20 protein-coding genes are annotated in these 21261 nt (G+C 71.3%); 3 read left to right on the top strand and 17 right to left on the bottom strand.

Translation table 11 applies throughout. The features are described 5' to 3' along the window. Positions 1–6 precede the first annotated feature (6 nt). Positions 7–879: an LLM class flavin-dependent oxidoreductase gene (locus ABD289_RS22055; RefSeq protein ID WP_344136240.1), complete on the top strand. Its 873-nt coding sequence runs from the start codon at positions 7–9 to the stop codon at positions 877–879. 91 nt (positions 880–970) lie between these two features. On the opposite strand, the gene ABD289_RS22050 is transcribed toward ABD289_RS22055, so the two are convergent. The 10 genes from ABD289_RS22050 to ABD289_RS22005 form a co-directional block, all read right to left on the bottom strand. Continuing rightward, positions 971–1918, bottom strand: coding sequence for a metal ABC transporter solute-binding protein, Zn/Mn family (locus tag ABD289_RS22050; RefSeq protein ID WP_344136237.1), 948 nt, complete (start codon positions 1916–1918; stop codon positions 971–973). Positions 1919–2049: 131 nt separating this feature from the next. Beyond that, complete coding sequence (locus tag ABD289_RS22045) at positions 2050–2754, bottom strand: hypothetical protein (protein WP_344136234.1); 705 nt, start codon at positions 2752–2754, stop codon at positions 2050–2052. Positions 2755–2851: 97 nt separating this feature from the next. Further along, entirely contained in the window at positions 2852–3745 is an 894-nt protein-coding gene (locus ABD289_RS22040; protein ID WP_344136230.1) for an Rv0361 family membrane protein, read from the bottom strand. Positions 3746–3914: 169 nt separating this feature from the next. Further along, entirely contained in the window at positions 3915–4184 is a 270-nt protein-coding gene (locus ABD289_RS22035; protein ID WP_344136227.1) for a hypothetical protein, read from the bottom strand. Continuing rightward, positions 4136–5095, bottom strand: a complete 960-nt coding sequence (locus tag ABD289_RS22030) for an FAD-dependent oxidoreductase (protein ID WP_344136224.1) — start codon at positions 5093–5095, stop codon at positions 4136–4138. Before ABD289_RS22030 ends, ABD289_RS22035 begins: the two co-directional genes overlap by 49 nt. Positions 5096–5124: 29 nt before the next feature. After that, positions 5125–6300 carry an MFS transporter gene (locus ABD289_RS22025; RefSeq protein ID WP_344136221.1) on the bottom strand — a complete coding sequence of 392 codons (1176 nt, stop codon included), beginning with the start codon at positions 6298–6300 and terminating at the stop codon, positions 5125–5127. A 161-nt stretch (positions 6301–6461) separates the two neighbouring features. Continuing rightward, complete coding sequence (locus ABD289_RS22020; protein ID WP_344136218.1) at positions 6462–6836, bottom strand: cupin domain-containing protein; 375 nt, start codon at positions 6834–6836, stop codon at positions 6462–6464. Between the two features lie 138 nt (positions 6837–6974). Further along, positions 6975–7274, bottom strand: coding sequence for a MoaD/ThiS family protein (locus tag ABD289_RS22015; RefSeq protein WP_344136215.1), 300 nt, complete (start codon positions 7272–7274; stop codon positions 6975–6977). Then, complete coding sequence (locus ABD289_RS22010) at positions 7271–8386, bottom strand: WD40/YVTN/BNR-like repeat-containing protein (protein WP_344136212.1); 1116 nt, start codon at positions 8384–8386, stop codon at positions 7271–7273. Before ABD289_RS22010 ends, ABD289_RS22015 begins: the two co-directional genes overlap by 4 nt. Beyond that, positions 8383–9219 (bottom strand): helix-turn-helix domain-containing protein, encoded by an 837-nt coding sequence (locus tag ABD289_RS22005; RefSeq protein ID WP_344136209.1) that lies wholly within the window; start codon positions 9217–9219, stop codon positions 8383–8385. The genes ABD289_RS22010 and ABD289_RS22005 overlap by 4 nt, the downstream gene beginning before the upstream one ends. A 128-nt stretch (positions 9220–9347) precedes the next feature. On the opposite strand from ABD289_RS22005, the gene ABD289_RS22000 reads away from it, so the two are divergent. Both ABD289_RS22000 and ABD289_RS21995 read left to right on the top strand, forming a co-directional pair. Next, positions 9348–9902, top strand: coding sequence for a TetR/AcrR family transcriptional regulator (locus ABD289_RS22000; RefSeq protein WP_344136206.1), 555 nt, complete (start codon positions 9348–9350; stop codon positions 9900–9902). Positions 9903–10131: 229 nt separating this feature from the next. Continuing rightward, complete coding sequence (locus ABD289_RS21995) at positions 10132–11703, top strand: GMC oxidoreductase (protein WP_344136752.1); 1572 nt, start codon at positions 10132–10134, stop codon at positions 11701–11703. A 237-nt stretch (positions 11704–11940) separates the two neighbouring features. Here the strand turns inward: ABD289_RS21995 and ABD289_RS21990 are convergent, their stop codons facing one another. From ABD289_RS21990 to sbnB, 7 genes are read right to left on the bottom strand one after another with little or no spacing between them, the layout of a single operon-like run. Then, on the bottom strand, positions 11941–13134 hold the full coding sequence (locus ABD289_RS21990) for a type III PLP-dependent enzyme (protein WP_344136204.1): 1194 nt from the start codon (positions 13132–13134) through the stop codon (positions 11941–11943). Then, on the bottom strand, positions 13127–13903 hold the full coding sequence (locus ABD289_RS21985) for an HpcH/HpaI aldolase family protein (RefSeq protein ID WP_344136202.1): 777 nt from the start codon (positions 13901–13903) through the stop codon (positions 13127–13129). The genes ABD289_RS21990 and ABD289_RS21985 overlap by 8 nt, the downstream gene beginning before the upstream one ends. Then, positions 13897–15642, bottom strand: a complete 1746-nt coding sequence (locus ABD289_RS21980) for an IucA/IucC family protein (protein ID WP_344136200.1) — start codon at positions 15640–15642, stop codon at positions 13897–13899. Before ABD289_RS21980 ends, ABD289_RS21985 begins: the two co-directional genes overlap by 7 nt. Beyond that, positions 15639–17267, bottom strand: coding sequence for an IucA/IucC family protein (locus tag ABD289_RS21975; RefSeq protein WP_344136198.1), 1629 nt, complete (start codon positions 17265–17267; stop codon positions 15639–15641). The genes ABD289_RS21980 and ABD289_RS21975 overlap by 4 nt, the downstream gene beginning before the upstream one ends. Further along, complete coding sequence (locus ABD289_RS21970; protein ID WP_344136196.1) at positions 17264–18475, bottom strand: MFS transporter; 1212 nt, start codon at positions 18473–18475, stop codon at positions 17264–17266. Before ABD289_RS21970 ends, ABD289_RS21975 begins: the two co-directional genes overlap by 4 nt. Beyond that, the gene (locus ABD289_RS21965; protein ID WP_344136194.1) at positions 18472–20166 is read right to left on the bottom strand and encodes an IucA/IucC family protein; all 1695 of its coding nucleotides are present in this window, start codon (positions 20164–20166) and stop codon (positions 18472–18474) included. The genes ABD289_RS21970 and ABD289_RS21965 overlap by 4 nt, the downstream gene beginning before the upstream one ends. Then, positions 20166–21185: a 2,3-diaminopropionate biosynthesis protein SbnB gene (gene sbnB, locus ABD289_RS21960; RefSeq protein WP_344136192.1), complete on the bottom strand. Its 1020-nt coding sequence runs from the start codon at positions 21183–21185 to the stop codon at positions 20166–20168. Before sbnB ends, ABD289_RS21965 begins: the two co-directional genes overlap by 1 nt. Positions 21186–21261 lie beyond the last annotated feature (76 nt).

Genomic DNA, 21261 nt, shown 5'->3' with positions numbered 1-21261 from the left:
GGTTCCATGAGCGACTACGGCCACGACCTGCTCTTCGGCACCTTCCCGACGCCGGACGCCGCCGACCCGCAACGCGTGGTCGAGCTGAGCACGCGCACCGAAGCGGCCGGGCTCGACCTCGTGACCTTCCAGGACCACCCGTACCAGGCGCGGCACCTCGACGCGTGGGCGCTGGTGGCCACGGTGCTCGCCCGCACCTCGACGTTGCGGGCGACGGCGAACGTGACCAACCTGCCGCTGCGCCCGCCGCTTCCCCTGGCGCAGGCGGTGGCGAGCCTCGACCTGCTCAGCGGCGGCCGCGTGGAACTGGGTCTCGGCGCAGGAGCGTTCTGGGACGCCATCGCCGCGGCGGGCGGGCCCCGCAGGACCGGTGGCGAAGCCGTGACCGCGCTCGAGGAGGCCATCACCATCATCCGCGGCCTCTGGGACACGCGGCAGCGATCGCTGCGCGTGCGCGGCACGCACTATCGCGTGGACGGCGCGCGCACCGGGCCCGCGCCCGCGCACGACATCTCGATCTGGCTCGGTGCCGTCGGTCCGCGCATGCTGGCGCTGACCGGACGGCTCGGCGACGGCTGGCTGCCCAGCGAGATGTACGTGCCACCGGAACGGCTCGCCGAAGGCAACGCGCGCATCGACGCGGCCGCCGTCGCCGCCGGCCGCGACCCGCGCTCGGTGCGACGGCTGTACAACGTCAACGCCTCCAGCGACCCGCATCGCGCCGACGAGCTCGCCGAACTCGCATTGGAGGAGGGCATCAGCGCCTTCGTCCTGGCCACCGACGACCCCGACGCGATTCGCGCCTTCGGCGCGGAGGTGGCGCCCGCGGTGCGCGAGCAGGTGCGCGCCGAGCGAACGATCAACCCGCCCGGTTCCTGAGGAGATACTTCGGTCCGGGGCTTGCGTGGCAGCGCGGGTGGCGCGTTCTGGCGCGCCGTGCGGGCGCGGGGTCGGCGACGTGAGCAGCTGCCTACCGCCCAGGATCGCTCTCGAGGGACACGCCCTCCGCGCGGGCGAGCGCGTCGACCTGGCCGCCCATCCACTCCAGGTAGCTCGCGCCCGGCGTGAGGGTCTCGGTCGCCTCCACCACCGGGATGCCCAGCCGCTCGGCTCGGGTGCGCAACCGCTTGGTCAGCGGGTCCTCGGTCTGCGGGTTGTACACCAGAGCCGTGGCGCGACGCCCGTCGAGGGCGTCCTGGATCCGTGCGACGGCGGCAGCGGGTGCGTCCTTGCCGTCCTCCACCGCGTGCACGAAGCTCGGCGGCGTGATGTCGGACAGGCCCGCCCGCTCGATCAGGTAGTCGGCCACCGGCGCGGTCGCCACGACCTCGGTCCCGGACCGCTGCGCGGCGATCCGCTCGGTCCGGTCGGCCAGCCCGCGCACCTCGGAGCGGAAGCGCTCGGCGTTCGCGGTGAAGCGCTCCGCCTGACCGGGCCGGCGTTCGCCCAGCTCGGCGGCGATGCGATCGGCGACCCCGGCGACGGTATCGAAGTCGTACCAGAAGTGCTCGTTGATCTCGTCGTGCTGCGTTCCGGCCGTTAGTTCCGGATGCGCGACGGCGAACGCCTCGATCGTGGAGCCCTCGCGCGGCGCGGACTCCAGGACGTTGCCGACGAACCGGTCGTAGCCGTTGCCGTTGAACACCACGAGGTCGGCGTCGGCGACCTCCGCGGCGTCCTGCGGGGAGGTCTCGTAGAGGTGCGGATTGGTCATCGGATCGCTGATGACCGGCCGCACCTCGACCGCGTCCCCGCCGACCGCCCGCGCGATGCTCGCGTAGACGTTCGTCGAGGTCACCACCTCGATCTTGCCGGACTTCGGCGCCGACCGGCTCACCGCGCACCCGGTCAGCGCCGACAGCGCCAGCCCGAGAGCCATCGCGGCCGCCGTCATCGCGCGGCTCCTGCTCAACGACATCGATCCTCCTCCGGAGTCCGCGCCCGATCTGGACGCGGCCGAAGCCTACTTGAAAACGATTGTCGTTAGCAGTAGCGGGGCGCAAAAAAGGGGCACGACGATCTCGTCGTCGTGCCCCGCCGGTCCGTTCGTCAGGAGCCTCCGGGCTCCTCAACGGCTTGCTCGCGCTCCTCGACGCGGTTCGAGCCGCGGCGGCGGAAGTACTGGAAGCCGGGGATGCCGATGAGCGCCCGGCGGACGTCGTAGGTGACCTCGAGCAGCTCGTGGATCTCCGGCCCGACGCGGTCCAAGGTGTGCAGGATCGGCAGCACGTCGGTGCGGATGTGCTCGGTGAGCACCGGCAGCTCGTCGACCAGCTTGATCGCGGCGTCGACCTCGTCCTCGGAGAACTCCTCGACGAAGCGCTCCAGCAGCGGCGCGGCGCGCTTGGCGGTCGGCGCGTAGCTCTCCAGCAGCTCGTCGGCGGTGTCCGCGGTGCGCCGAGCGGTCGCGACGGTCTTGCTCGCCTCGTCGCTGACGACCCGCGCGCCGCCGACCACGCCTGCGGCCTCGGCGGCCACGCGGCGGGCGTCGACCACCGCCACCTCCGCCTCGTCGGCGACCGCGCGAGCCTGCGAAACCGTGGATTCCGCGCCGCGGGCCGCGTGCTCGGCACGCTCAACGATCGCCTCGACGCGATCGACGGCGCCGTTGACGCGGCTGATCACCGCCTCGACGTCGTCGAGCATGCCGAAGACGCGACCGGGCACGGCCGCAACCGCCGTCGCCGAGCCGACAGCCCACCCCGCCGCGGACTTCGCCATGCCGACCACATCGGCAGGGTTGGGCACTCGCATCGCCATGACTCCCAACTCGCACAACACCCGCGCCGGGCGCCAACCGGAGATCAACATATTCACACCCGGTTGACACCCGGTTACCGGAGGTGTTCGCTCACGCGCAGAGCTTCCAGCCGTCTTCCTTGATCAGGTTCAGGTTGAGCTCCTGCGCCTGCTGACCGGGAACGGTCTGCTCCAGGGTGACCTTGCCCTTGTCGCCATCGGCCTGGACGTTCTTCACCGAGGTGTGCACCTGCTTGAGCATGTCCAGGTCCTGCGGCTTGGCCTGCTTGAGGAAGGCTTCCTTCTGCTTCTGGATCTGCTCGATCTGCGGCATCGCCTTGCTGCACACCAGCGAGCGGTAGTCATCGACGCTCACGCTGGCGGGGTCCTGGGTCTCCTGGTTCGACACCGCCGCGTAGTCCTCCGCGACCTTCTGCGCCGAAGGGCCCGAGAAGAGCATGTAGGCCCCGACACCCGCGGCCGCGAGAACGAGAACGGCCGCGGCGGCGACGCCGACGATCAAGCCGGTCTTCTTTTTCTTCGGGGCGTCACCGGCCAGCTCCTCACCGAGCCCGGAGGCCTGGTCCTGACCGGCGACCGCGGTCTGCTCTTGATCGGCCTGCGCGGCAGCCGCCGGAGCCTCCTCCGCCACGGCGGCACCCTCGGTCCGCTCGGTAGCGCTCTCGGTCTGCTCGGCCTGCTCAGAGGCGCTCTCGGTCTGCTCGGCCTGCTCAGCGGCGCTCTCGGTCTGCTCGGTAGCGCTCTCGGACCGCTCAGCAGCGGCCTCGGTCTTCGTGGCGTCTTCCGCGGACTCCTGCGCGGGGGTCGCCTCGGTGTCCTCAGCCCGCTCCGCGGAGGCCGCCTCGGCCCCGTCGGCCTGCTCCGGCGTCTCCGCGTTCGGCTGCGCCTCCGCCTGCTCCTCCGAGGGCGTCGAGGCGGCGGAGTCCTGCCCGTCGCGCTGCTGCCGCTCAGCGTCGTCGCGACCGGGCTCGTTCGGAGAGGTCATGAACACCTTCCTGGGGTTGACACGGCTGTGTTCGTTCCACGTGTACGCGAACACTCTCATGTCGTCCAAGACAGGCCGACACCGCAACCGGGCTGTGACCTCCCCGATCGTGTTCATCGCCCGCAGAAGTCGGCATTTCGGTCCTGTTTCCCGAAGTGCCCACAGCGGATCATCGCGACGCGGAAAGCTTTTCGCCCCAGTCGATGTGGTGATCGTACGCCCACCCTCCACCGGTCGGCGGACGGCGTTGCCAGTCGAGCAGCCGCCCGGCCCTGTTGCGCAGATCTCGGAACTTCTTCCTGAGCTCGGGCTGATGAGCCCGGCTGGTCCCCGCCCTGCCCTGGGCGACGATCGCCTCGACGCGCTCCCGGCGCAACGCCTCGAAGGTGTTCAGCGCTTCGGTGGCGGGCAGATCGCGCAGGCAGCGCGCGAGTTCCACCCCGTCCTCCACCGCCAGCGCGGCACCCTGCTCGGAGGCGGGAGGAGCCACTGCAGGGCGTCGCCGATGACGATCATCCGCCCGTCGTGCCAGCGCGGGAGGCTGGGCAGGGCGTGGTCGTCGAAGGACAGGATGCTGTCCGAGTTCGCCACGATCGTTGCCGCGAAACCACCGTCGTCGGCGTAGAGCTCGAGCAGTTCCGCGCGCAAGCGCTCGACGTCGCCGGATTCGCCGCGTTCCGGCGCGGGCAGGCTGGTGAACCAGAAGCAGCCCCCGGAGCGATTTTCCCGGGTGGCGGCGAAGAACGCCTTGGCACCGAGCTGGGCTCGCAGGATCTCCGGGGGCGGCGGTTCGCAGTTCGGCCGCGCCGCGAAGCCGTAAACCGTTCGCGTGCCGATGCGTTCGGGTTTCGGCGCGTTCGGATCGATCCTGTCGCGCACCATGGAGTGCACACCGTCGGCACCGACGAGCAGGTCGCCCTCCACCCGCTCGCCGCTGTCGAGAACGGCCTGGCCGTCGTCCGCGTCGACGACCGTGCTGCCGTGGCGGAAGGTCGCACCGCGCTCGATCGCCTGCTCGCGCAACAACCGCGACAGCACCGCCCAGTGCAGCACGCGGGGAAGTCCGCGTTCCGAGGCCGGATCGGCGGCGAGCGCGTAGCCGATGCGCTCACCGTCGGGACTGACCCGTTCGGTGCGCACCAGCGGGAAGGACTCGGAGATGATCGGCTGGTGCGCCCCGACGGCGCGCAGGGCGTCCATCCCGTTGGGATTGAGCCGCACGACCGATCCTTCACCGTGCCGCGCGGGCCTGCTCTCCAGGACCGTGACGGGAATGCCTGCGGTGCGCAGCGCCAGCGCGGCCGTCGTGCCCGCGATGCCCCCTCCGCTGATGACGACGTGCTCTGGCATGCGTCCCCCGAGTCCGACCGGTCGCGTTGTCACCGCCGGTTCCCGGTCGGCCTGGCCGCGGGCACGGCCAGCGCGGAGGGAACCAGCAATACGGCCACGGCCAGCAACGCGTGCAGGGTTCCCACGTGGTTGCCGAGGTAGCCCAGCACCGGCGGGCCTGCCAAGAACGCGGTGTAGCCGATGGTCGACACCACGCTGACGCGGGCCGCGGCGTTCTCGGCGTCGTCGGCGGCCGCGCTCATGCCGACGGGGAAGCCCAGGGACGCGCCGATTCCCCAGATCGCCGCGCCGACCAGCGCCAGCGGCCAGCCGCCGAACACCACGAGCAGCACGCCGCAACCGGCGGTGGCCATGGTGGTCCAGAGGACCTTGACGCGACCGAAGCGATCCAGCAGCCGGGTGCCCGCGATGCGACCTGCCGTCATCGCGCCGAGGAAGACCGCGAAACCGACCGCGCCCAACCAGTGCGGGAGGTCGTAGCCATCGACCAGGGCCACCGTGAGCCAGTCGTTGGCGGTGCCCTCGGTGAGCGCCATGGCCAGCACCATCAGGCCGATCAGCAGCGTCCGCGGCTCGGCCCAAGCCCGCCACGCCCGGCCGAGCGGCTCGTCCGCGGTCTCGTGCGCGGGCGGCAAGGCCGGCGAGACCAGTACCGGCCCCACTGTGATCACGACCGCGACGATGGCCAGGTGCACCGCCAGCGGCACTCCCCCGGCCGCCGCTGCCGCACCGGAACCGGCGCCCAGCACGGTGCCGAAGCTGAATCCGGCGTGGAAGCGCGGCATGATCGTGCGGCCCAGCTCCCGCTCCACGGCTGCGGCCTCGATGTTCATCGCCACGTCCCAGACACCGGAGCCGAGCCCGACCGCCAGCAGTCCCGCACCGGTCAGCCAATAGTTCGCCAACGCCGCCGAGGCGAAGCCGGAGAGCGCCAAGCCGAACGCGAGGACCGCGGCACCGCCGGTGATGACCACCCGGGCTCCGCACCGGTGCACCAGCGCCCCGGCCAGCGGCAACGCGCTGATCGCGCCGAACGAAATGGCCAGCAGCAGCGTGCCCAGCTGCGCCGGGTTGATCTCCAGGGAGTCGCGGGCCTCGGGAATGCGGGCCATCCAGTTCGCCGCCGCGAAGCCGTTGAGGGCGAACACGACCGCCACCGCATTGCGAGACCGCAGCACGACCTGCTCCGGACGTGCGTGCAGCACCAACGGTATTCCCCCAGTTGTCGAATCGATTCAACGCGCGGTCGATCAGTCTTGCCAGGATCGTTCGCAACGTCAAACGAATTCCACCGCCGGGGGTGCAAGCGCGGTCCTGCCCCGGACCACGCTGGGTGGTTCCGGGCAGGACCGAACGCCCTCCCGAATCAGGCCTGCTTGGCGTACTCGCTGGCTCCGTACCAGTCGACGAGCACGACGTCGTCATCACCGACGACCCAGGCGTCATGGCCCTGGGGCAGCGAGCTGACCGCGCCGGGTCCGACGTCGAACTCGCGGCCGTCGGACATCAGCACGTGCAGGGTCCCGGAGACGTGGTACTGGAAGTGGGGTGCTTCGCACCAATCGGTGCCTGCGATGGGTTTGACGTCGTTGCTCCACCGCCACCCCGGGTGCAGCACCAGACGGCCGATGGCTCCTCCGGCCATGTTGACGACTTCGGCGCGCCCGTTCTCGAACTCGCGAACGTCGTCGGGCTTGCCGAACTCGCGCAGTTCAACGGCTCCAGCGCTCTTCGCGACCATGATCCGCTCCTTTCCGAGAGGAGACCGACCACACCAGCATGTGCCCGCCGAGCACCCGGTCGACAGAGGCTTTCAGCCCGCACCGCGCACGAGTGCAGCGGCGGGCGGGGCACCGAAGCGGCGCGACACCTCCGCGGCTCAGCCGCCGGCCATGGCACCGATGATCATGTAGGGCTCCTTGCCGGAGAGGACTTCCTCCGGCAACGGGTCGTCCATGCCTTCGTTGGAGAGATCCTCTTCGCAGGCGTAGAAGCGGATGAAGGCCCGGCGCTTCTTGGTGTCGTGGTCGCGAACGCAGCCGCGCAGCGCCGGGTACCGCGCCTCGAGCGCGTCCAGGACCGTGCGCTGAGTGGCAGCACCCTCGACGTCGACCAGCACCTCGTGATCCGGGATCTTGGCGAGCGTGCGCAGGTGCGCGGGCACGGATATGCGGATCATGGCAGGGTTTGCACCTCCACGGACAGCACGCGCGGCAGGTCGCGGACGATCGTCCGCCAGGTATCGCCGGAATCCGGCGATACGTAGACCTGGCCACCGGTGGTGCCGAAATAGATGCCGCAGTCGTCGAGCCGGTCGACGGCCATGGCATCGCGCAGCACGTTGACGTAGCAGTGGCTCTGCGGCAGGCCCTCGGTCAGCGGTTCCCACTCGTTGCCGCCCACCCGGCTGCGGTAGACGCGCAGCTTGCCCTCCGGCGGGTAGTGCTGCTCGTCGCTGTGGATCGGCACGACGTAGACCGTCTCCGGCTCGTGGGCGTGCACCGCGATCGGGAAGCCGAAGTCGCTGGGCAGGTCACCGCTGATCTCGTACCAGTTGTCCCCCGCGTCGTCGCTGCGCAGCACGTCCCAGTGCTTCTGCATGAACAGCACCTCCGGCCGGTCCGGATGCAGCGCGATGCGGTGCACGCAGTGGCCGACGTCGGCCTGCGGCGCCGGGATCTCGCCGGACTGCAGACCGCGGTTGATCGGGGTCCAGGACTTGCCCTCGTCCTCGCTGCGGAACACCCCGGCCGCCGAGATCGCGATGTAGAAGCGCTCGGGGTCGTTGGGCGCCTGGATGATCGTGTGCAGGCACATCCCGCCCGCGCCCGGCTGCCAGCTCGGCGCCGATTCGTGGGTGCGCAGCGCGGGCAGCTCGGTCCAGCTTTGGCCGCCGTCGGTGGTGCGGAAGAACGCGGCGTCCTCGACCCCGGCGTAGACGGTGTCCGGATCGGTCGCCGAGGGCTCCAGGTGCCACACCCGGGTGAATTCGAAGGGCCGCGACGTGCCGTCGTACCAGAGGTGGGTGCCGGGGTCGCCGTCGTAGGCGAAGTGGTTGTCCACCGGTTCCCAGGTCCGCCCGCCGTTGTCGGAGCGCTGGATCTGCTGCCCGAACCAGCCCATCGACTGCGAGGCGTAGAGCCGGTCCGGGTCCGCCGGTGAACCCTTGAGGTGGTAGAGCTCCCAGCCGCCGAACAGCGGCCCTTCCACCTGCCACGACTCGCGCTTTCCGTCGGCGGTGAGGATGAAGGCACCTTTGGTGGTGCCGACGAGGACTCGGACGCTGCTCATTGTCTGCTCCCTGGTGACCCTGCGTGCACTGGTGAACCTGAAGGTAGGCCTGCTGCGGCGAGCTGTCTTCTCCGATCTTGCGCCATCGGCGAGGCCAGCGGCGGAAGTGCGACCAGCACCGGAGCTGACCACGGCGGCACCACGCCCAGCTCGATCTCGCGGTGCTCGAACGAGCCCGCCGCGACCCGCACCGGCTCGGGCGAACCGCCGACGACGTTCCAGGGCGGCACCAGGTGCGCGCTCGGGCAGGCGCCTGCGGCGAAAGCCGTCGACATCAGCCAGTAGGTCCCCGGCGGAACCCCGGTGAGCCGGAACCCTCCCGCGTCGTCCAGCAGCGCTCCGCTGACCGGCACACCGCCGGGAACCCGACGGGCGAACAGTCCGACGTAGACGGCGGCGGGCCCGCCCAGGGCAGCGCGCGCCGCCGGGCCGATCGCAGCGGAACCGGCGACGGTGCCGCCCGCCGGAGCCGCTCCGGGCACCGCGACCGAGCGCGGCGGGGCGTCGGCGAGCCGGTCGGGCAGCCTGCGGAAGTCCCCCGGGGACACTCCGACCTCCGCGGTGAACCGGCGGGTGAAGGTGCCCTGCGAGCTGAAGCCGATCGCGCAGCAGATGTCACCGATGCGGTCGTCGGTGTCGAGCAGCAGCCGCTTCGCCCGCTGGAACCGGTGCGCGGCCAGGAAGCGCCCGGGCGGCTGGCCCAAGGTCCGCTCGAACGAGCGCGCGAGGTGGAAGGGGCTGTAGCCGACGTGATCGGCCACGTCCCCCAAGGTGATCGCTTCCTCGGCGTGCGCAGCGATGAAGCGCGCGGCCTTCGTTGCGACGTCCTGCATGTCCTGCGTCTCCCGGTGCCCGTCGGCTGACGAGAAGGTGTCCTGCGGTTAGGACGACCCGGGCACGCAGAACTCATCGGTCAACCGGCCGTCGAACCCCCGAAAGGGTGAAGCCGGATACTGGACCGATGGATGTCCACACCAAGATCGTCGGAGCCGCGATCGACCGGATCGCCACCGCGGGCTACGACGGGCTGTCCATCAGCGCCGTGTCCAGGCTCTCCGGCGTGTCGCGGCCGACGATCTACGCGCACTTCGGCTCGCTCGAACAGCTGGCCTCCGAAGCGCTCGAGCGGGCCGCGGTCCAGGTGATCTCGCGGGTCGTCGAGCGGGCGCGCTCGGCAGCCACGGCGGCCGACTACGTCGTGGAGGTCATCGTCGCCGCGCGGACCGAGTTCCGCCACCAGCCCGCGCTGGCCCCGATCGCGTTCCCGCAGCGCGGCACCGTGCTCTTCGACGGCGATCCGGTCGGACCCGAAGCGCTCGAGCTGTCGCGGTCGTTCCTGCTACCGCTGCTGGAGTTCGAGCCGGGCCTGGAAGCCGACCTCGACGAGATCGCCGAAACGACCTTGCGGTTCCTCATCTCGCTGGTGATGTTCGAAAGCGCCATCTCGCGTTCGGACGAGAAGTTGCGCGCCTACCTGCACCGTCGGCTGGTTCCGGGGCTGGGCGTCACTTCCTGATCTTTACATCGTTGACAGTTTTTGTAAGGGGTCTTTCAGTGCGCGGCCGCAGCCGCACGCGGTGGGGGCTCAACCCGCACCGCCGCGGGTTCCCGGACGTCGCCGGGCCGATCCCGCAGCGCGGCGACGTCCGAGGTTCCGCCACGCCAACCGCAACTGAGTACCTCCCAAGGAACTGCCAACGAGTGGAGCCAGCTTGTCCGCACTGTCCCGCCGCCGCTTCCTCGGCATGAGCGCCCTCGGCTCGGCCGCCGCATTGGGCCTGACCACCGTCTCCACCCGCGCGGCCGGTGCCGCCGAACACTCGCCCGCGGTCATCGTCGGAACCGGCTACGGCGCCGCGGTCACCGCGCTGCGGCTCGGCGCGGCCGGAATCCCGACCGTGATGCTGGAGATGGGCCAGCTTTGGAACACCCCGGCCGAAGACGGCAACATCTTCCCCGACATGCTCAACCCGGATCGGCGGGCGATGTGGTTCAAGGACCGCACCGAGGCGCCGCTGGCATCCTTCCTCTGGCTGGACCTCGTCAACCGCGACATCGATCGGTACGCCGGCGTCCTCGACCGGGTCAACTACGGGGACATGTCGGTCTACGTCGGACGTGGCGTCGGCGGTGGCTCGCTGGTCAACGGCGCGATGGCCGTGACGCCCAAGCGCTCCTACTTCGAGCAGATCCTGCCGCGCGTCGACGCCGACGAGATGTACGGGCGCTACTTCCCGCTGGCCAACTCGATGCTGGGCACCAACCACATCGACCCCGAGTGGTTCGAGACCAGCCGCGCCTACCAGTTCGCCCGGGTATCCCGGAAAGCCGCGCACGAGGCGGGCTTCCAGACCGCGTTCGTGCCGAGCGTCTACGACTTCGACTACATGCGCCGCGAGGAGGAGCAGCTGGTGCCGCGCTCGGCGCTGGCCTCGGAGGTCATCTACGGCAACAACCACGGCAAGAGCTCGCTGGACAAGTCCTACCTGGCCGCGGCGCTGGGCACGGGCAACGTCACCATCGAGACGCTGACCGAGGTCCGCGACATCGCCCAGCAGCAGGACGGCACCTACTCGTTGTCGGTGCGGCGCATCGACGAGCACGGCACGGTGCTCGGCGTCCGGCAGCTGACCGCGAAGTACCTGTTCCTGGGCGGGGGCAGCCTGGGCTCCACCGAGTTGCTGGTGCGCGCCCGCGACACCGGCAAGCTGCCCGATCTCGGCGAGGAGATCGGCCGGGGATGGGGCACCAACGGCAACGTGATGCTCGGGCGCGCGAACCACTCCTGGGACCCGGTGGGCGAGCTGGAATCGGGCATGCCCGCACTGGGAATCGACAACTGGGACGACCCGGTCAGCCCGGTGTTCGCCGAGATCGCTCCAGTTCCGGCCGGAATCGAGACCTTCGCCAGCCTGTACCTGGCGATCACCCGAAACCCGGAGCGCGGGACGTTCCGCTACGACCCCGGTGCCGACCGCGCGGTGCTGCAGTGGAGCGAATCCCAGGGGCAGCCCTCGATCGACGCGGCGAAGCGGGTCTTCGACCGGATCAACGAGGTCAACGGCACGAGCTACCGCTACGACCTCTTCGGCGACACCCGGGCGTTCGAAAGCCGGTTCACCTACCACCCGCTGGGCGGTCTGGTCCTGGGCGAGGCAACCGACCTCTACGGGCGGGTCAACGGTTACCGGAACCTCTACGTCACCGACGGATCCCTGATCCCCGGAAGCACCGGCGTCAACCCGTTCGTCACCATCACGGCCCTGGCCGAGCGCAACATCGACCGGGTCCTGGCCGAGGACATCCGAGCGGCCTGACCCGGACCCGGCCGCCACGGCGCCGTTCCGCCGTGGCGGCCGGGTTACAGGGATCCTCGCAGTGCGCGGCGGAACCGCTGTCCCAGGTGCGGGACTCAACCCGCACCGCCGCGGGTTCTGCCGCGGCGTGCGGCGAGCACAGCCGCGACGACGCGCAGGCCGCTACTCGAGGAGCGGATCCCGCAGCCGCACGACGCGGCAGAACCCGCCACCCGCACGGCGAACTGAAGTGCCCCCTCACCCCGCGTCGGTGTGGAAGACGTGCTCCGGGTGGGGATGGCTGAGGAAGTCGTGGTGCGAGATCTCCCAGCCGTAGGCGCCCGCGTGGCCGAACACCAGCACATCGCCCGCTCGCACCCGGGGCACCCGCACCTCGCTGGCCAGGACGTCCTTGGGCGTGCACAGCTCGCCCACCACCGTCAGCAACGCGTCGCGCAGCTCCGGGCGAGGTGCCGAGGAGTTCCACTCGTCGACCTCCAGGACGTCGAACGGGTGGCTGTGCTGCCAGGACGACGGCAGCCGGAACTGGTGGGTCCCGCCGCGCACCAGCGCGTAGTCGACGCCGTGGTTGTGCTTGACGTCGAGCACCTCGACGGCGTACGCACCGCAGCCGGCCACCAGGTAGCGACCGCACTCGAAGTCGATCTCGCGCACCTGCTCCGGGAACTCGTCGAGCACCGCGGGCAGCTCGCGGACCACGCGCGGCCAGTCGAACTGCGCGTCGAGGTCGGCGTAGTTGACGCCGATGCCGCCACCGACGTTGACCACCTCGCAACGCATCCCGAACTCGGCCTCCCAGCGGGCCACCGTGCGCCCGTAGTGCGCCAGCAGCTCCAGATGCGCCTCGGCGGAGAGGTTGTTCGACAGCGAGTGCAGGTGGAATCCGGTCAGCCGCAGCCCCGGGAGAGCGCGTGCCCGCGCCACAGCCGCGGGCAGGTCTTGCTCGGATATGCCGAACTGGGTGGGTCGTCCGGCCATCGCCAGCGTCGCGCTCGGGAACGGGCCGGCGAGATTGACCCGCAGCAGCACCTCCGCCGTGGTGCCCAGTCGCGTGGCCGCCTCGGAGATGCGGTGCAGTTCCAGCGCGCTCTCGGCGTGCAGGCGGGTGACGCCGCACCGCAGCGCCCGGTCGATCTCGGCCGGGGTCTTCGCCGGACCGCCGAAGAGCACCGGAATCTCGGCGTCCACCGCGCGAGCCTTGTCCAGCTCCCCGCCGGAGGCGACCTCGAACCCGTCGACCAGCGGTGCGAGCGCGCGCAGCAGCGGGTCGGCGCTGTTGGCCTTCATCGCGTAGAACATCCGGCAGCGCGGCGGAAGCGAATCCACCACCGCGCGCACGTGCTCGGCGAGCCGATCCAGGTCGTAGGCGAACAGGCAAACCGGCTCGCCACCGGTGCGCTCGCGCACGATCTTCTCCAGCCGGTCATCCATCGGGCGCCTCCCGGTGCCGTTCGAGGTGGTCGCGCAGCGCGCGTGCGGCCAGCCCGCGCTCCTCGCCGAGGACGAAGGAGCGCACCCCGGCCGCACGCCATCCGGCGTGGTCTTCGGGGGTTCGCGGGATCGCGCAGAACGGCACGTCGTGCGCCGCGCATTCGGCGTGCACCCGCCGCAGCGCCTCCCGCACCCGCGGATCGCGGGTCTGCCAGGGAATTCCGTAGGACTGGGACAGATCGGCCGCGCCTTCCAAGATCATGTCGATGCCCCCGCCGCCGAGGATCGCGGGCAGGTCCTCGACGCCCTCGGCGTCTTCGATCATCGCGATCAGCATGGTCTCCTCGTTGGCCCGGCGCACGTACTCGGTGAGCTCCAGGCGTCCGAAACCGGGCACGCGTCCGCCGTTGAGGCTGCGCATGCCCTCCGGGGCGTAGCGGGCGGCGCGGATCGCCGCGTCCACATCGGCGCGCCGGCGCACGTGCGGCACGACCACGCCCATCGCTCCGGCGTCGAGGGCGCGCAGGATCGCGCCCGGATCGGCCTCGGGGACCCGCACGAACGGGACCAGGTCGACGGCCTCGGCGGCGCGGATGAGGTTCTCCAGCTGCTGCGGGTCGACGAGCGCGTGCTCGCTGTCGAGGACCGCGAAGTCGTAGCCCGCGCAGCCGATCATCTCCACCAGCGGGGGTGACGGGATCGAGCAGAACAGCCCGTGCACCTCCTCCCCCGCCGCCAGCCGGGCCTTGACGGTGTTGGGTCTCAGCATCCGGCGACCTCCGCCAGCGGGTTCGGCACGGTGTGCAGGCGCAGTTCGGTCTCCGGCCGCAGGCGCCGGGTGGTGAGCTTCTCCACCTCGATCGTCGGGGTGAACACGTCGAACAGGTCGAAGCGATCGGACAGCTCGCCGAAGCGCTGCTGGTAACCGCGGATCTCCTCGGCGACCAGCTGCCAGAAGCGTCGTTCGGGCAGCACGTCGTCCAGCGCGATCGCCAGCTCGCCGAGGTTGATGAAGAAGAAGGCGTCCAGCAGGAAGTCGGCGACGAGGCCGGGATCGCCCGTCTCGACGAAGGAGTTCCGGTTGGTGTGGTGCGCCGGGGTCTCCGCCAGGCGCGGGCAGCGCTGCGGATCGGCGAGGTGTTCGCGGGAGAACCGGACACCGTCGTGGAAGTCCTTGAGCGCCACGCGGCTGGGCAATCCGTCGCGGTGCAGCAGCACCACGTTCTGCGCGTGCGATTCCAGGGCGATGCCGTGCTTGCACAGCAGGTGCACCAGCGGCAGCGCGGCGACGCGCACGAGGTCCCGGACCCATCGCTCGGCACCATGGGCGCGCAGCCACGGCGCGATCAGCAGCTCGCCGTCGTTGGCCGCGGTCAGTCCGGTGAAGGGCATGGCCGCTTCCCCGGCGCGCAGCCGCGGGTGCAGGCTCTCGCGCCAGATGCAGGCCAGCGCGCCGTAGGTGTCCTCGCGCAGCAGCTCCGACTCCGGGGTGACCGCCACGCCGAACTCCTCGCCGAGCAGCACCGGCTGCAGCTCGTCGCGCAGGTAGTCGTCGCCGCGCACCACCTCGCGCAGCCAGTCGGTCAGCGGGGCCGCGTTGCGCACCGTGTGCGCGGCGAGGCCGCGTCCGGTGGAGGTGTTCACGATGGACATCGACAGCTTCAGGTACGGCCGGTCCGGTTCATCCCGGCAGCTCAACGTGCGAATCGACTGCTGCGCGCGGAACTCGTGCGGATCCTCGCCGAGCGGGATCAGCTCGCCGGTGGACAGCTGGGCGGAGAACGCGCGGGCCAGGCGTTCCCGCCACTGCCACGGGTGGACGGGCACCAGGACGTAGTCCTCCGGGTCGCGCCCGGCTCGCTCGATCTCGCGCTCGAAGCGCGTCGCTTCGGCGCCCAGCGGTGCCGTCATTCCCACCGGGTCGGCGTGCTTCGACGCGGTCACCTCGGCGATCGCGCGGTGCGCGGCCAGCCACAGCGGACGAACACCGTTGCCGAACTCCGGGCCGTAGGCGATGTTGTCCTCGGTGTCGAATCCGATCCGGGACTTGTAGGTCGGGTGGTACCGGTGCCCTTCGGTGATGGCGGCCTCGAGCTCGTCGTATTCCAGCGTCGGCTCCGGCAACGCGCGCAGGTGTTCGGCCAGGGTGTCCTTGAACAGGGTCTCCTCGAGCTCGCGGGCGAAACCGGGCAGCAGCTCGGGGTCGGCGTCGAGCGAATCGCGCACCTCGGAAAGGAAGCGGGGCACCGAATCGGCCTCGGCCTCGTTTCGCCACACCGGCGAGGTCAGCCCGACGCGGCCGAAGCCGAAGCGCCGCACCGCGGTGAACGAGTAGCGCACCGGTTCGCCCGCGCCGTCCACGCCGTCGACGTGGTGCTGCGCTCCTTCCTGCCGGGTCTTCAGCGCGCCCTCGTAGACCAGGGACTCCACCAGCTGGCGGAACACGCGGCGCCGCACCCGGCGGTGCGCCGGTCCGGTGAGCGCGGCCTGCACCAGTTCGGCGGTCATCGGTTCACCTCGCGAATCGGGTTGGGGATGTCGACGTAGAGCGGACTCTCGCCGTGCTCGGCGAACCGGCTGATCAGGTTCGCCTTGGCGGGCAGCGCGGGATCGCGCCGCAGCCGTTCGGCGTAGCGGCCGGGGCAGTGCGCGAGGAAGTCGTGCACTGCCGACCACAGCAGCCGTTCTCCCGCCGGGGTGAACCGGCCGAGCACGGCCACCAGGTGTCCCAGGTGATTGGTGACGAAGTGGTAGCGCAGCCGCAGCCAGGCCTCGACGTCGTCGTAGCGCACCGGGCTGTCGGTGGGCAGCACGCCGGCGGGGATGCGCTCGCCGGAGGCGCTGGTGCCCTCCATGTCGCGCACGTAGAAGGTGCGGGGCCAGCCGTCCTCGGTGTGCAGCAGGCTGTTCTGCACGTGCGCCTCGAAGCTGATGCCCTGTTCGGTGAACACCGACAGCAGCGGCCCGAGCGAGATGCGCAGGTAGCAGCGCAGCCACTCGACGACGTGCTCCGGCACGAGCGGTCCCGCGCGGGCGATCTCCTCGATCAGCGGCGGCGGGGTCCCGTCGAGCCGGTCCTCCAGCAGCGCGGCCAGCACCCGCGGGGCCGTCGTCGAACCGGGAAACGGGTTGTGCCGGAACAGGACCGCGAAATCGGCGGCCAGTTCACCGGAGGCCCCGGGGGCGATGGCGCGGTAACCGGTCTCGGGCAGCACCCGGAACCCGTCGTGGTCCCAATCGGCGGCGGCGACCAACCGGCCGGCGTCCACGGCGCGGCGAAGGTGTTCGAGCGGGTTGTTGCGGACGAAGTTGGTGATGCGCACGTGCAGCGGCAGCTTCCAGGCCGTGCCGAACGCCGGATCGCACACCGTGCGCACCGAGGACGTCGCGTACACCTCGTCGCCGAGCGGCCCGAGCGGCACGAGCTCGCCCTCCGCGATCAGCTCGGCGGCCCTGGAGCGCAGGTAGTCGGCCTGCCACGGGTGCACCGGCAACAGCTCGAAGTGCTCCCGCGCGGCACCGAGAAGGGTGCGCGCCTCCCGCTCGACCCGTTCGGGGATCCATCGTCCGCAACCGATCCGTTCTTCCAGCAGGACCTCCGGCGCCACCGCCCAGTAATGCAGGCGGAAGCGGGCCTCCAACTCCGGCGCGTAGCGCTCGAGATCGTCATCGGCGATGCCCTCGGCGCTCTTGGGCGTCGGGTGGAACGGGTGGCCGAGCAGCAGGGACTGCTCGGCGTGCCGGGTGATCTCGGTCGGTGCGGCCGGTGGCGGGCCGGCTCGGCGCGCGAGGTAGCGGGCGCTGCGGGCCTCGCTGTTGGCGACCTGGCGGCGGAACCGCTCGGCCGAACCCGGTGGGGTCGGTGCCCCGCGCCGCTGCAGCTCCTCCGCGACCAGCGCCACGAACTCGTCGTGCTCGAGGCGTGCGCGGCTTCCGCCGCTCTCCCGGAACAACCCATCGCCGTAGACGTGGTGGCCCACCTCGGATTCCCGGCACACCTCGGCCACCAGCGTCCCGTGCGCACCGCGCAACGTCATCCGCAGTTCGCCCGCCGCGACCTCCGCGTCGGTCTCGCGCACCAGCGCGTTGAGCAATCGCTGCCGCGCCGCAGCGCGTGCCTGGACTTCCTTCACCGCAACACCTTCTCCCGATTCACTTCCGGCCGGTCGACGGCCTGCGGCCGGGCCAGCACCGCCAGCGACGCCGCCACCAGCAGCAAGGCCCCGATCGCGGCGAACACCGCCGCAGGCGGCAACAGCACCGCCAGCGCGGCACCCACCAGCGGCCCGAACACCTGCCCCAGGTCGAGGACACCCGTGCCGAATCCGAACGCGGTGCCGGATTCCCGGTCCGGCACCTGGCGCGCGGTCACGTGCAGCACCGACTGCACCAGTGCAGCGAAGCAGAAGCCCTGCACCACGCGCAGCGGCACCAGAAGTTCGACACCGGCGACCGACTGCAGTCCGACCGCCACCCCGCATCCGGCCGCGGCCACCGCGAACCCGAGCTGCGCCGGCCTGCGGTCGTTGCGGCGGCCCCACCAGGGGCTACCGCCGCAGGAGGCCAGCCAGGTCACCGCCTGCAGCACTCCCACCCAGCCTGCTGCCGCCGCAGGCGATCCGGTGACGCGCTCCACGTGCGGAGCGAAGACCACCAGCAGCGCGAAGATGGAGGTCTGCGCGGCCAATCCGGCGGCGAGCATCAGGCGGCTCTGCGGTCCGCGCAGCAGCAGGGCCGCGACCGCGCGGGGAGAGCCGCGTCGCTCCGTCCGCCTCGGCGGTTCGACCAGCAACGCGGCGGCCAGCACGCTGGACACCAGCAACATCCCCGCGACCATCGCGAACAGCGCGCCGAAGCCGATCCGGTCGCCGAGCAGACCGCCGAGGAGCGGCCCGAGCAGCGAACCCGCCGCCGTCGCGCCGAAGAGCGAGCCGAGCGCCCGGCCGCGCCGATCGGTCGGTGCGGCGGTGCTGGCGTAGGCGGCCGTGGCGCTGACCACCCCACCGCACGCGCCCTGCAGCACCCGGCAGGCCAGGAACAGCGCCGCGGTATCCGCCAGCGCCATCAACGCGATGGCCACGCCCAGGCCGACGTGGGCGCGCACGACCATCGCCTTGCGGCCGAACCGGTCTCCCACCCAGCCCCACAACGGCGCGCTGCCCAGCTGCACCACCGCGGGGGCCGCCAGCGACATCGCGGTCCACCACGGTATCTCCGCCTGCGGCGTGCCCAGGCCGCGCAGGTAGAACGGCAGCAGCGGCACCACGAGGGTCAGTCCCGCGGTGGCCGCGAACTGCCCCAGGCACAGCACCGCGAACGTGCGGCCGGACGACCGCGTCACGTCTGTTCCTCCGCCCGCAGCGGGTTCGGCACCGTTCCCGTGGACGCCGGCATGCTGACCCCGCTGGACCTGCCGCGCCGCAGGAGCGGGCCCAGCACCTGTCGGCTCGGCCAGGTCTCGGCGTCGAAAAACCGGTCCCGCAGCACCTCGCGGAGTTCGGCGGGCTGCGCGGCCAGGCAGTCCCGCACCGCGTCGCGCAACTGCGCCCACAGGTCGCGCTCGTCGAGGCCGAAGTGCGCGCACAGCGCGTCCGCGATGCCGTAGAGGTTGACCTGGAAACCGAGCGTCTGCAGGTAACCGACGAGTTCCTCGGCGGAATCCAGGCAGAGCGATTGCGGCGCACCGGGTTTGATCAGGTACTCGGGATCGCGCGCGCCCGCCCGGCGCATCCAGTCGGGATGCAGCCGCACCGTGTCGTGATCGCGGAGCACGAACCTCCGCACCCGTCCCTCTTCGAGCTGGACCACCACGTTCTGCCCGTGCAGCTCGGGAAGCACGCCGTGGCGGAGGAAGCCGACCGCGGTCGTGCAGAACTCCCTGGCGAGCTCGGCGAAGAACAGCAGCGGGTCGAAGACCTGCCCGATGGCGGGCGCCAGCACGTCCCACTCGTGCGCGGCGAGCGCGGCCATCGGCAGCACCAGACCGTCCGCGCGCGGGTAGGTCCGCAGCTGGGCGGCGAGGTGGCCGGGTCGGTCGCCGAACTCGTCGTCGGGATCGTGCCACCCGCACCAGGTCCGCTCGTCGCACAGCTCGACGCGCTCGCGCAGCACCGGATCGCGCTCGACGAGCTCGCGCACGCTGTCCTCGGCCCGCGCCGAGTTGGCCAGGTAGCGCGGCGGGAGCAGCCGGGTGGCACCGAGGGTCGCCATCCCCAGCGGCAGCTTGACGTGGTGCTCGGACTCCGGATCGGTGACCAGAGTGCGGATCGAAGCCGTGGGGTGGAACCGGCCCAGACCGCGGGCCACCGGAACCACCGATCCGTCGGCGAGCTCGTCGCCGAACCAGCTCGGCAGCGCGTGCTCGAACTGCCAGGGATGCACCGGGATCACCACGTGGTCGGCAGCCACCCCGGCAGCCTGCCGCGCCTCGGTCAGCTCCCGCAGCTCGCCCGGCGCGAGCACCAGCTCGGGCAGGCGGTCGGGGTCGCCTCCGCTGCGCACCCGGTCGGCGCGCAGCGCGACCCAGTCCAGGCCCAGCGGTTCGGCGCGCATCGGACCGTGCTCGATCAGTTCGGCCGGGCTCCAGCCCGAGGCCGCCCGCGCGGTCGGGTGGAACGGTCGGTTGCGGGTCGCCGCCAACCGCTCCCCCGCGAGCAGCACGCCGGGTCGCGGAGCGAGGTCCAGCTCCGCCCGCTGCACCGCGAGCACTTCGGTGTGCGACACCGCCGCCCGCAGATCATTGGCGACCTCGCAGGACCCGGCGAAGTCGCCGCAGATCAGCTCGAGCAGCTCCGCGGGTCGCACCGCCACCGGCTCGGCGCCCTCGGCGTGGAACCACACGTCCCCGCCGGCGTAGCGGTGCTCCTGCAGCGCTCCCCCGTCCCGCAGGCGGAAGGACACCTCGCCGATGGGAAGCTTCACCCGGCACCACGGCCCGCGGGCCTCGGCCCTGGTGCCGAATCCCGCCAGGTCCTCCTGCACCAGGGTGTCGACGAGGTCGCGCAGCACCGTTTCCGTCGCTGCCGCCCGCATCAGTACAGCTCCAGCCACGTTCCGACGCCCTGCGCGCGTGCCCGCTCGTAGACCGCGCCCGCGCAGGCGATGTCCTCCACGGCCATCCCCATCGGGTTGAGCAGGATGATCTCGTCGTCGTCGGTGCGCCCGGGCCGGGTGCCCGCCAGGATCTCGCCCAGCTCGGCGTGCAGCTGCTCACGGGAGAACGAGCCCTCCAGCACCAGCTGGTTGATGATCTTCTTCTCCCGGTTGCTCTGCTCCCAGTCGTCGACGACCACCTTGTCGGCCTTGAGGAACGCCTCCTTGTGCGTGTCCATGATGGACACGTTGCACAGCAGCGAACCCGGCTTGAGCCAGTCGAACTCGAGGTAGGGCTCGCTGGTCACGGTGCACGGCACCACGAGGTCACCGGCGCGCACCGCGTCCTCGGCGGACTCGGCCACCCGCGCCCGCACCGACGGGTGCTCGGCACCGATCCGATCGGCGAGCGCCCGCGCGGTCTCCGGATTCGCGTCGTAGAGGTGCACCGCCCGGATGTCGCCGAATCGCTGCAGCAGCGCGGTGATCTGGGTACCGCCGATGAGCCCGCACCCGACCAGCGACACGTCGGTGAACCCGTCCCGCGCAAGGTGCTCGGCGGCCAGGCAGGTCACCCCCGCGGTGCGCCAGGCGCTGATCTGGCTGCCCTCCAGGACCGCGACGGGGTAGTTGCTCTCCGGGTCGTTGAGCACGATGACCGCGCTGGCCCGCTCCACGCCGCGGGTTGCCGGGTTGTCGTGCTTGCTGCCGATCCACTTGATCCCGGACAGTCCCGGGTCGCCGACATGCGCGGGCATCGCGATGATCCGGTCGGCGATGTGCCCCTGCTTGCCCGCCGTGCGCAGGTACGGCTTGAGCGGCTGCACGCTGTTGCCCGCGGCGTGCTCGATCAGGCCCGCGCGCAACGCGGACACGTACAGCTCGGCCTCGGCGCCACCGACCGCGGTGATGTCGCTGCGGCTGAGGTAGAGCATCTTGGGGGAAGGCTCGGCGGACATGCGGTACTCCTCGATGTTGGGGTTCGGTGGGGTGTTTCAGCACCGGATCGCGCTCCGCGATGGAGGCGGGACGGGC

This window comes from Saccharopolyspora halophila (assembly GCF_039531955.1).
Lineage (GTDB): Bacteria > Actinomycetota > Actinomycetes > Mycobacteriales > Pseudonocardiaceae > Saccharopolyspora > Saccharopolyspora halophila.
Note: the sequence above shows the minus strand (reverse complement) of the source record. Positions and strands in the feature narration are given on the sequence as shown.

Excerpts from the sequence above, each read along its gene's own strand:
- ABD289_RS22020 (WP_344136218.1), bottom strand. The coding sequence starts at position 6,836 with ATGGTCGCGAAGAGCGCTGGAGCCGTTGAACTGCGCGAGTTCGGCAAG.
- ABD289_RS22030 (WP_344136224.1), bottom strand. The coding sequence starts at position 5,095 with ATGCCAGAGCACGTCGTCATCAGCGGAGGGGGCATCGCGGGCACGACG.
- ABD289_RS21980 (WP_344136200.1), bottom strand. The coding sequence starts at position 15,642 with ATGACCGCCGAACTGGTGCAGGCCGCGCTCACCGGACCGGCGCACCGC.
- ABD289_RS22040 (WP_344136230.1), bottom strand. The coding sequence starts at position 3,745 with ATGACCTCTCCGAACGAGCCCGGTCGCGACGACGCTGAGCGGCAGCAG.
- ABD289_RS22055 (WP_344136240.1), top strand. The coding sequence starts at position 7 with ATGAGCGACTACGGCCACGACCTGCTCTTCGGCACCTTCCCGACGCCG.
- sbnB (WP_344136192.1), bottom strand. The coding sequence starts at position 21,185 with ATGTCCGCCGAGCCTTCCCCCAAGATGCTCTACCTCAGCCGCAGCGAC.
- ABD289_RS22015 (WP_344136215.1), bottom strand. The coding sequence starts at position 7,274 with ATGATCCGCATATCCGTGCCCGCGCACCTGCGCACGCTCGCCAAGATC.
- ABD289_RS21990 (WP_344136204.1), bottom strand. The coding sequence starts at position 13,134 with ATGGATGACCGGCTGGAGAAGATCGTGCGCGAGCGCACCGGTGGCGAG.
- ABD289_RS22005 (WP_344136209.1), bottom strand. The coding sequence starts at position 9,219 with ATGCAGGACGTCGCAACGAAGGCCGCGCGCTTCATCGCTGCGCACGCC.
- ABD289_RS22045 (WP_344136234.1), bottom strand. The coding sequence starts at position 2,754 with ATGCGAGTGCCCAACCCTGCCGATGTGGTCGGCATGGCGAAGTCCGCG.
- ABD289_RS22010 (WP_344136212.1), bottom strand. The coding sequence starts at position 8,386 with ATGAGCAGCGTCCGAGTCCTCGTCGGCACCACCAAAGGTGCCTTCATC.
- ABD289_RS22000 (WP_344136206.1), top strand. The coding sequence starts at position 9,348 with ATGGATGTCCACACCAAGATCGTCGGAGCCGCGATCGACCGGATCGCC.
- ABD289_RS22050 (WP_344136237.1), bottom strand. The coding sequence starts at position 1,918 with ATGTCGTTGAGCAGGAGCCGCGCGATGACGGCGGCCGCGATGGCTCTC.
- ABD289_RS21985 (WP_344136202.1), bottom strand. The coding sequence starts at position 13,903 with ATGCTGAGACCCAACACCGTCAAGGCCCGGCTGGCGGCGGGGGAGGAG.
- ABD289_RS21965 (WP_344136194.1), bottom strand. The coding sequence starts at position 20,166 with ATGCGGGCGGCAGCGACGGAAACGGTGCTGCGCGACCTCGTCGACACC.
- ABD289_RS21995 (WP_344136752.1), top strand. The coding sequence starts at position 10,132 with ATGAGCGCCCTCGGCTCGGCCGCCGCATTGGGCCTGACCACCGTCTCC.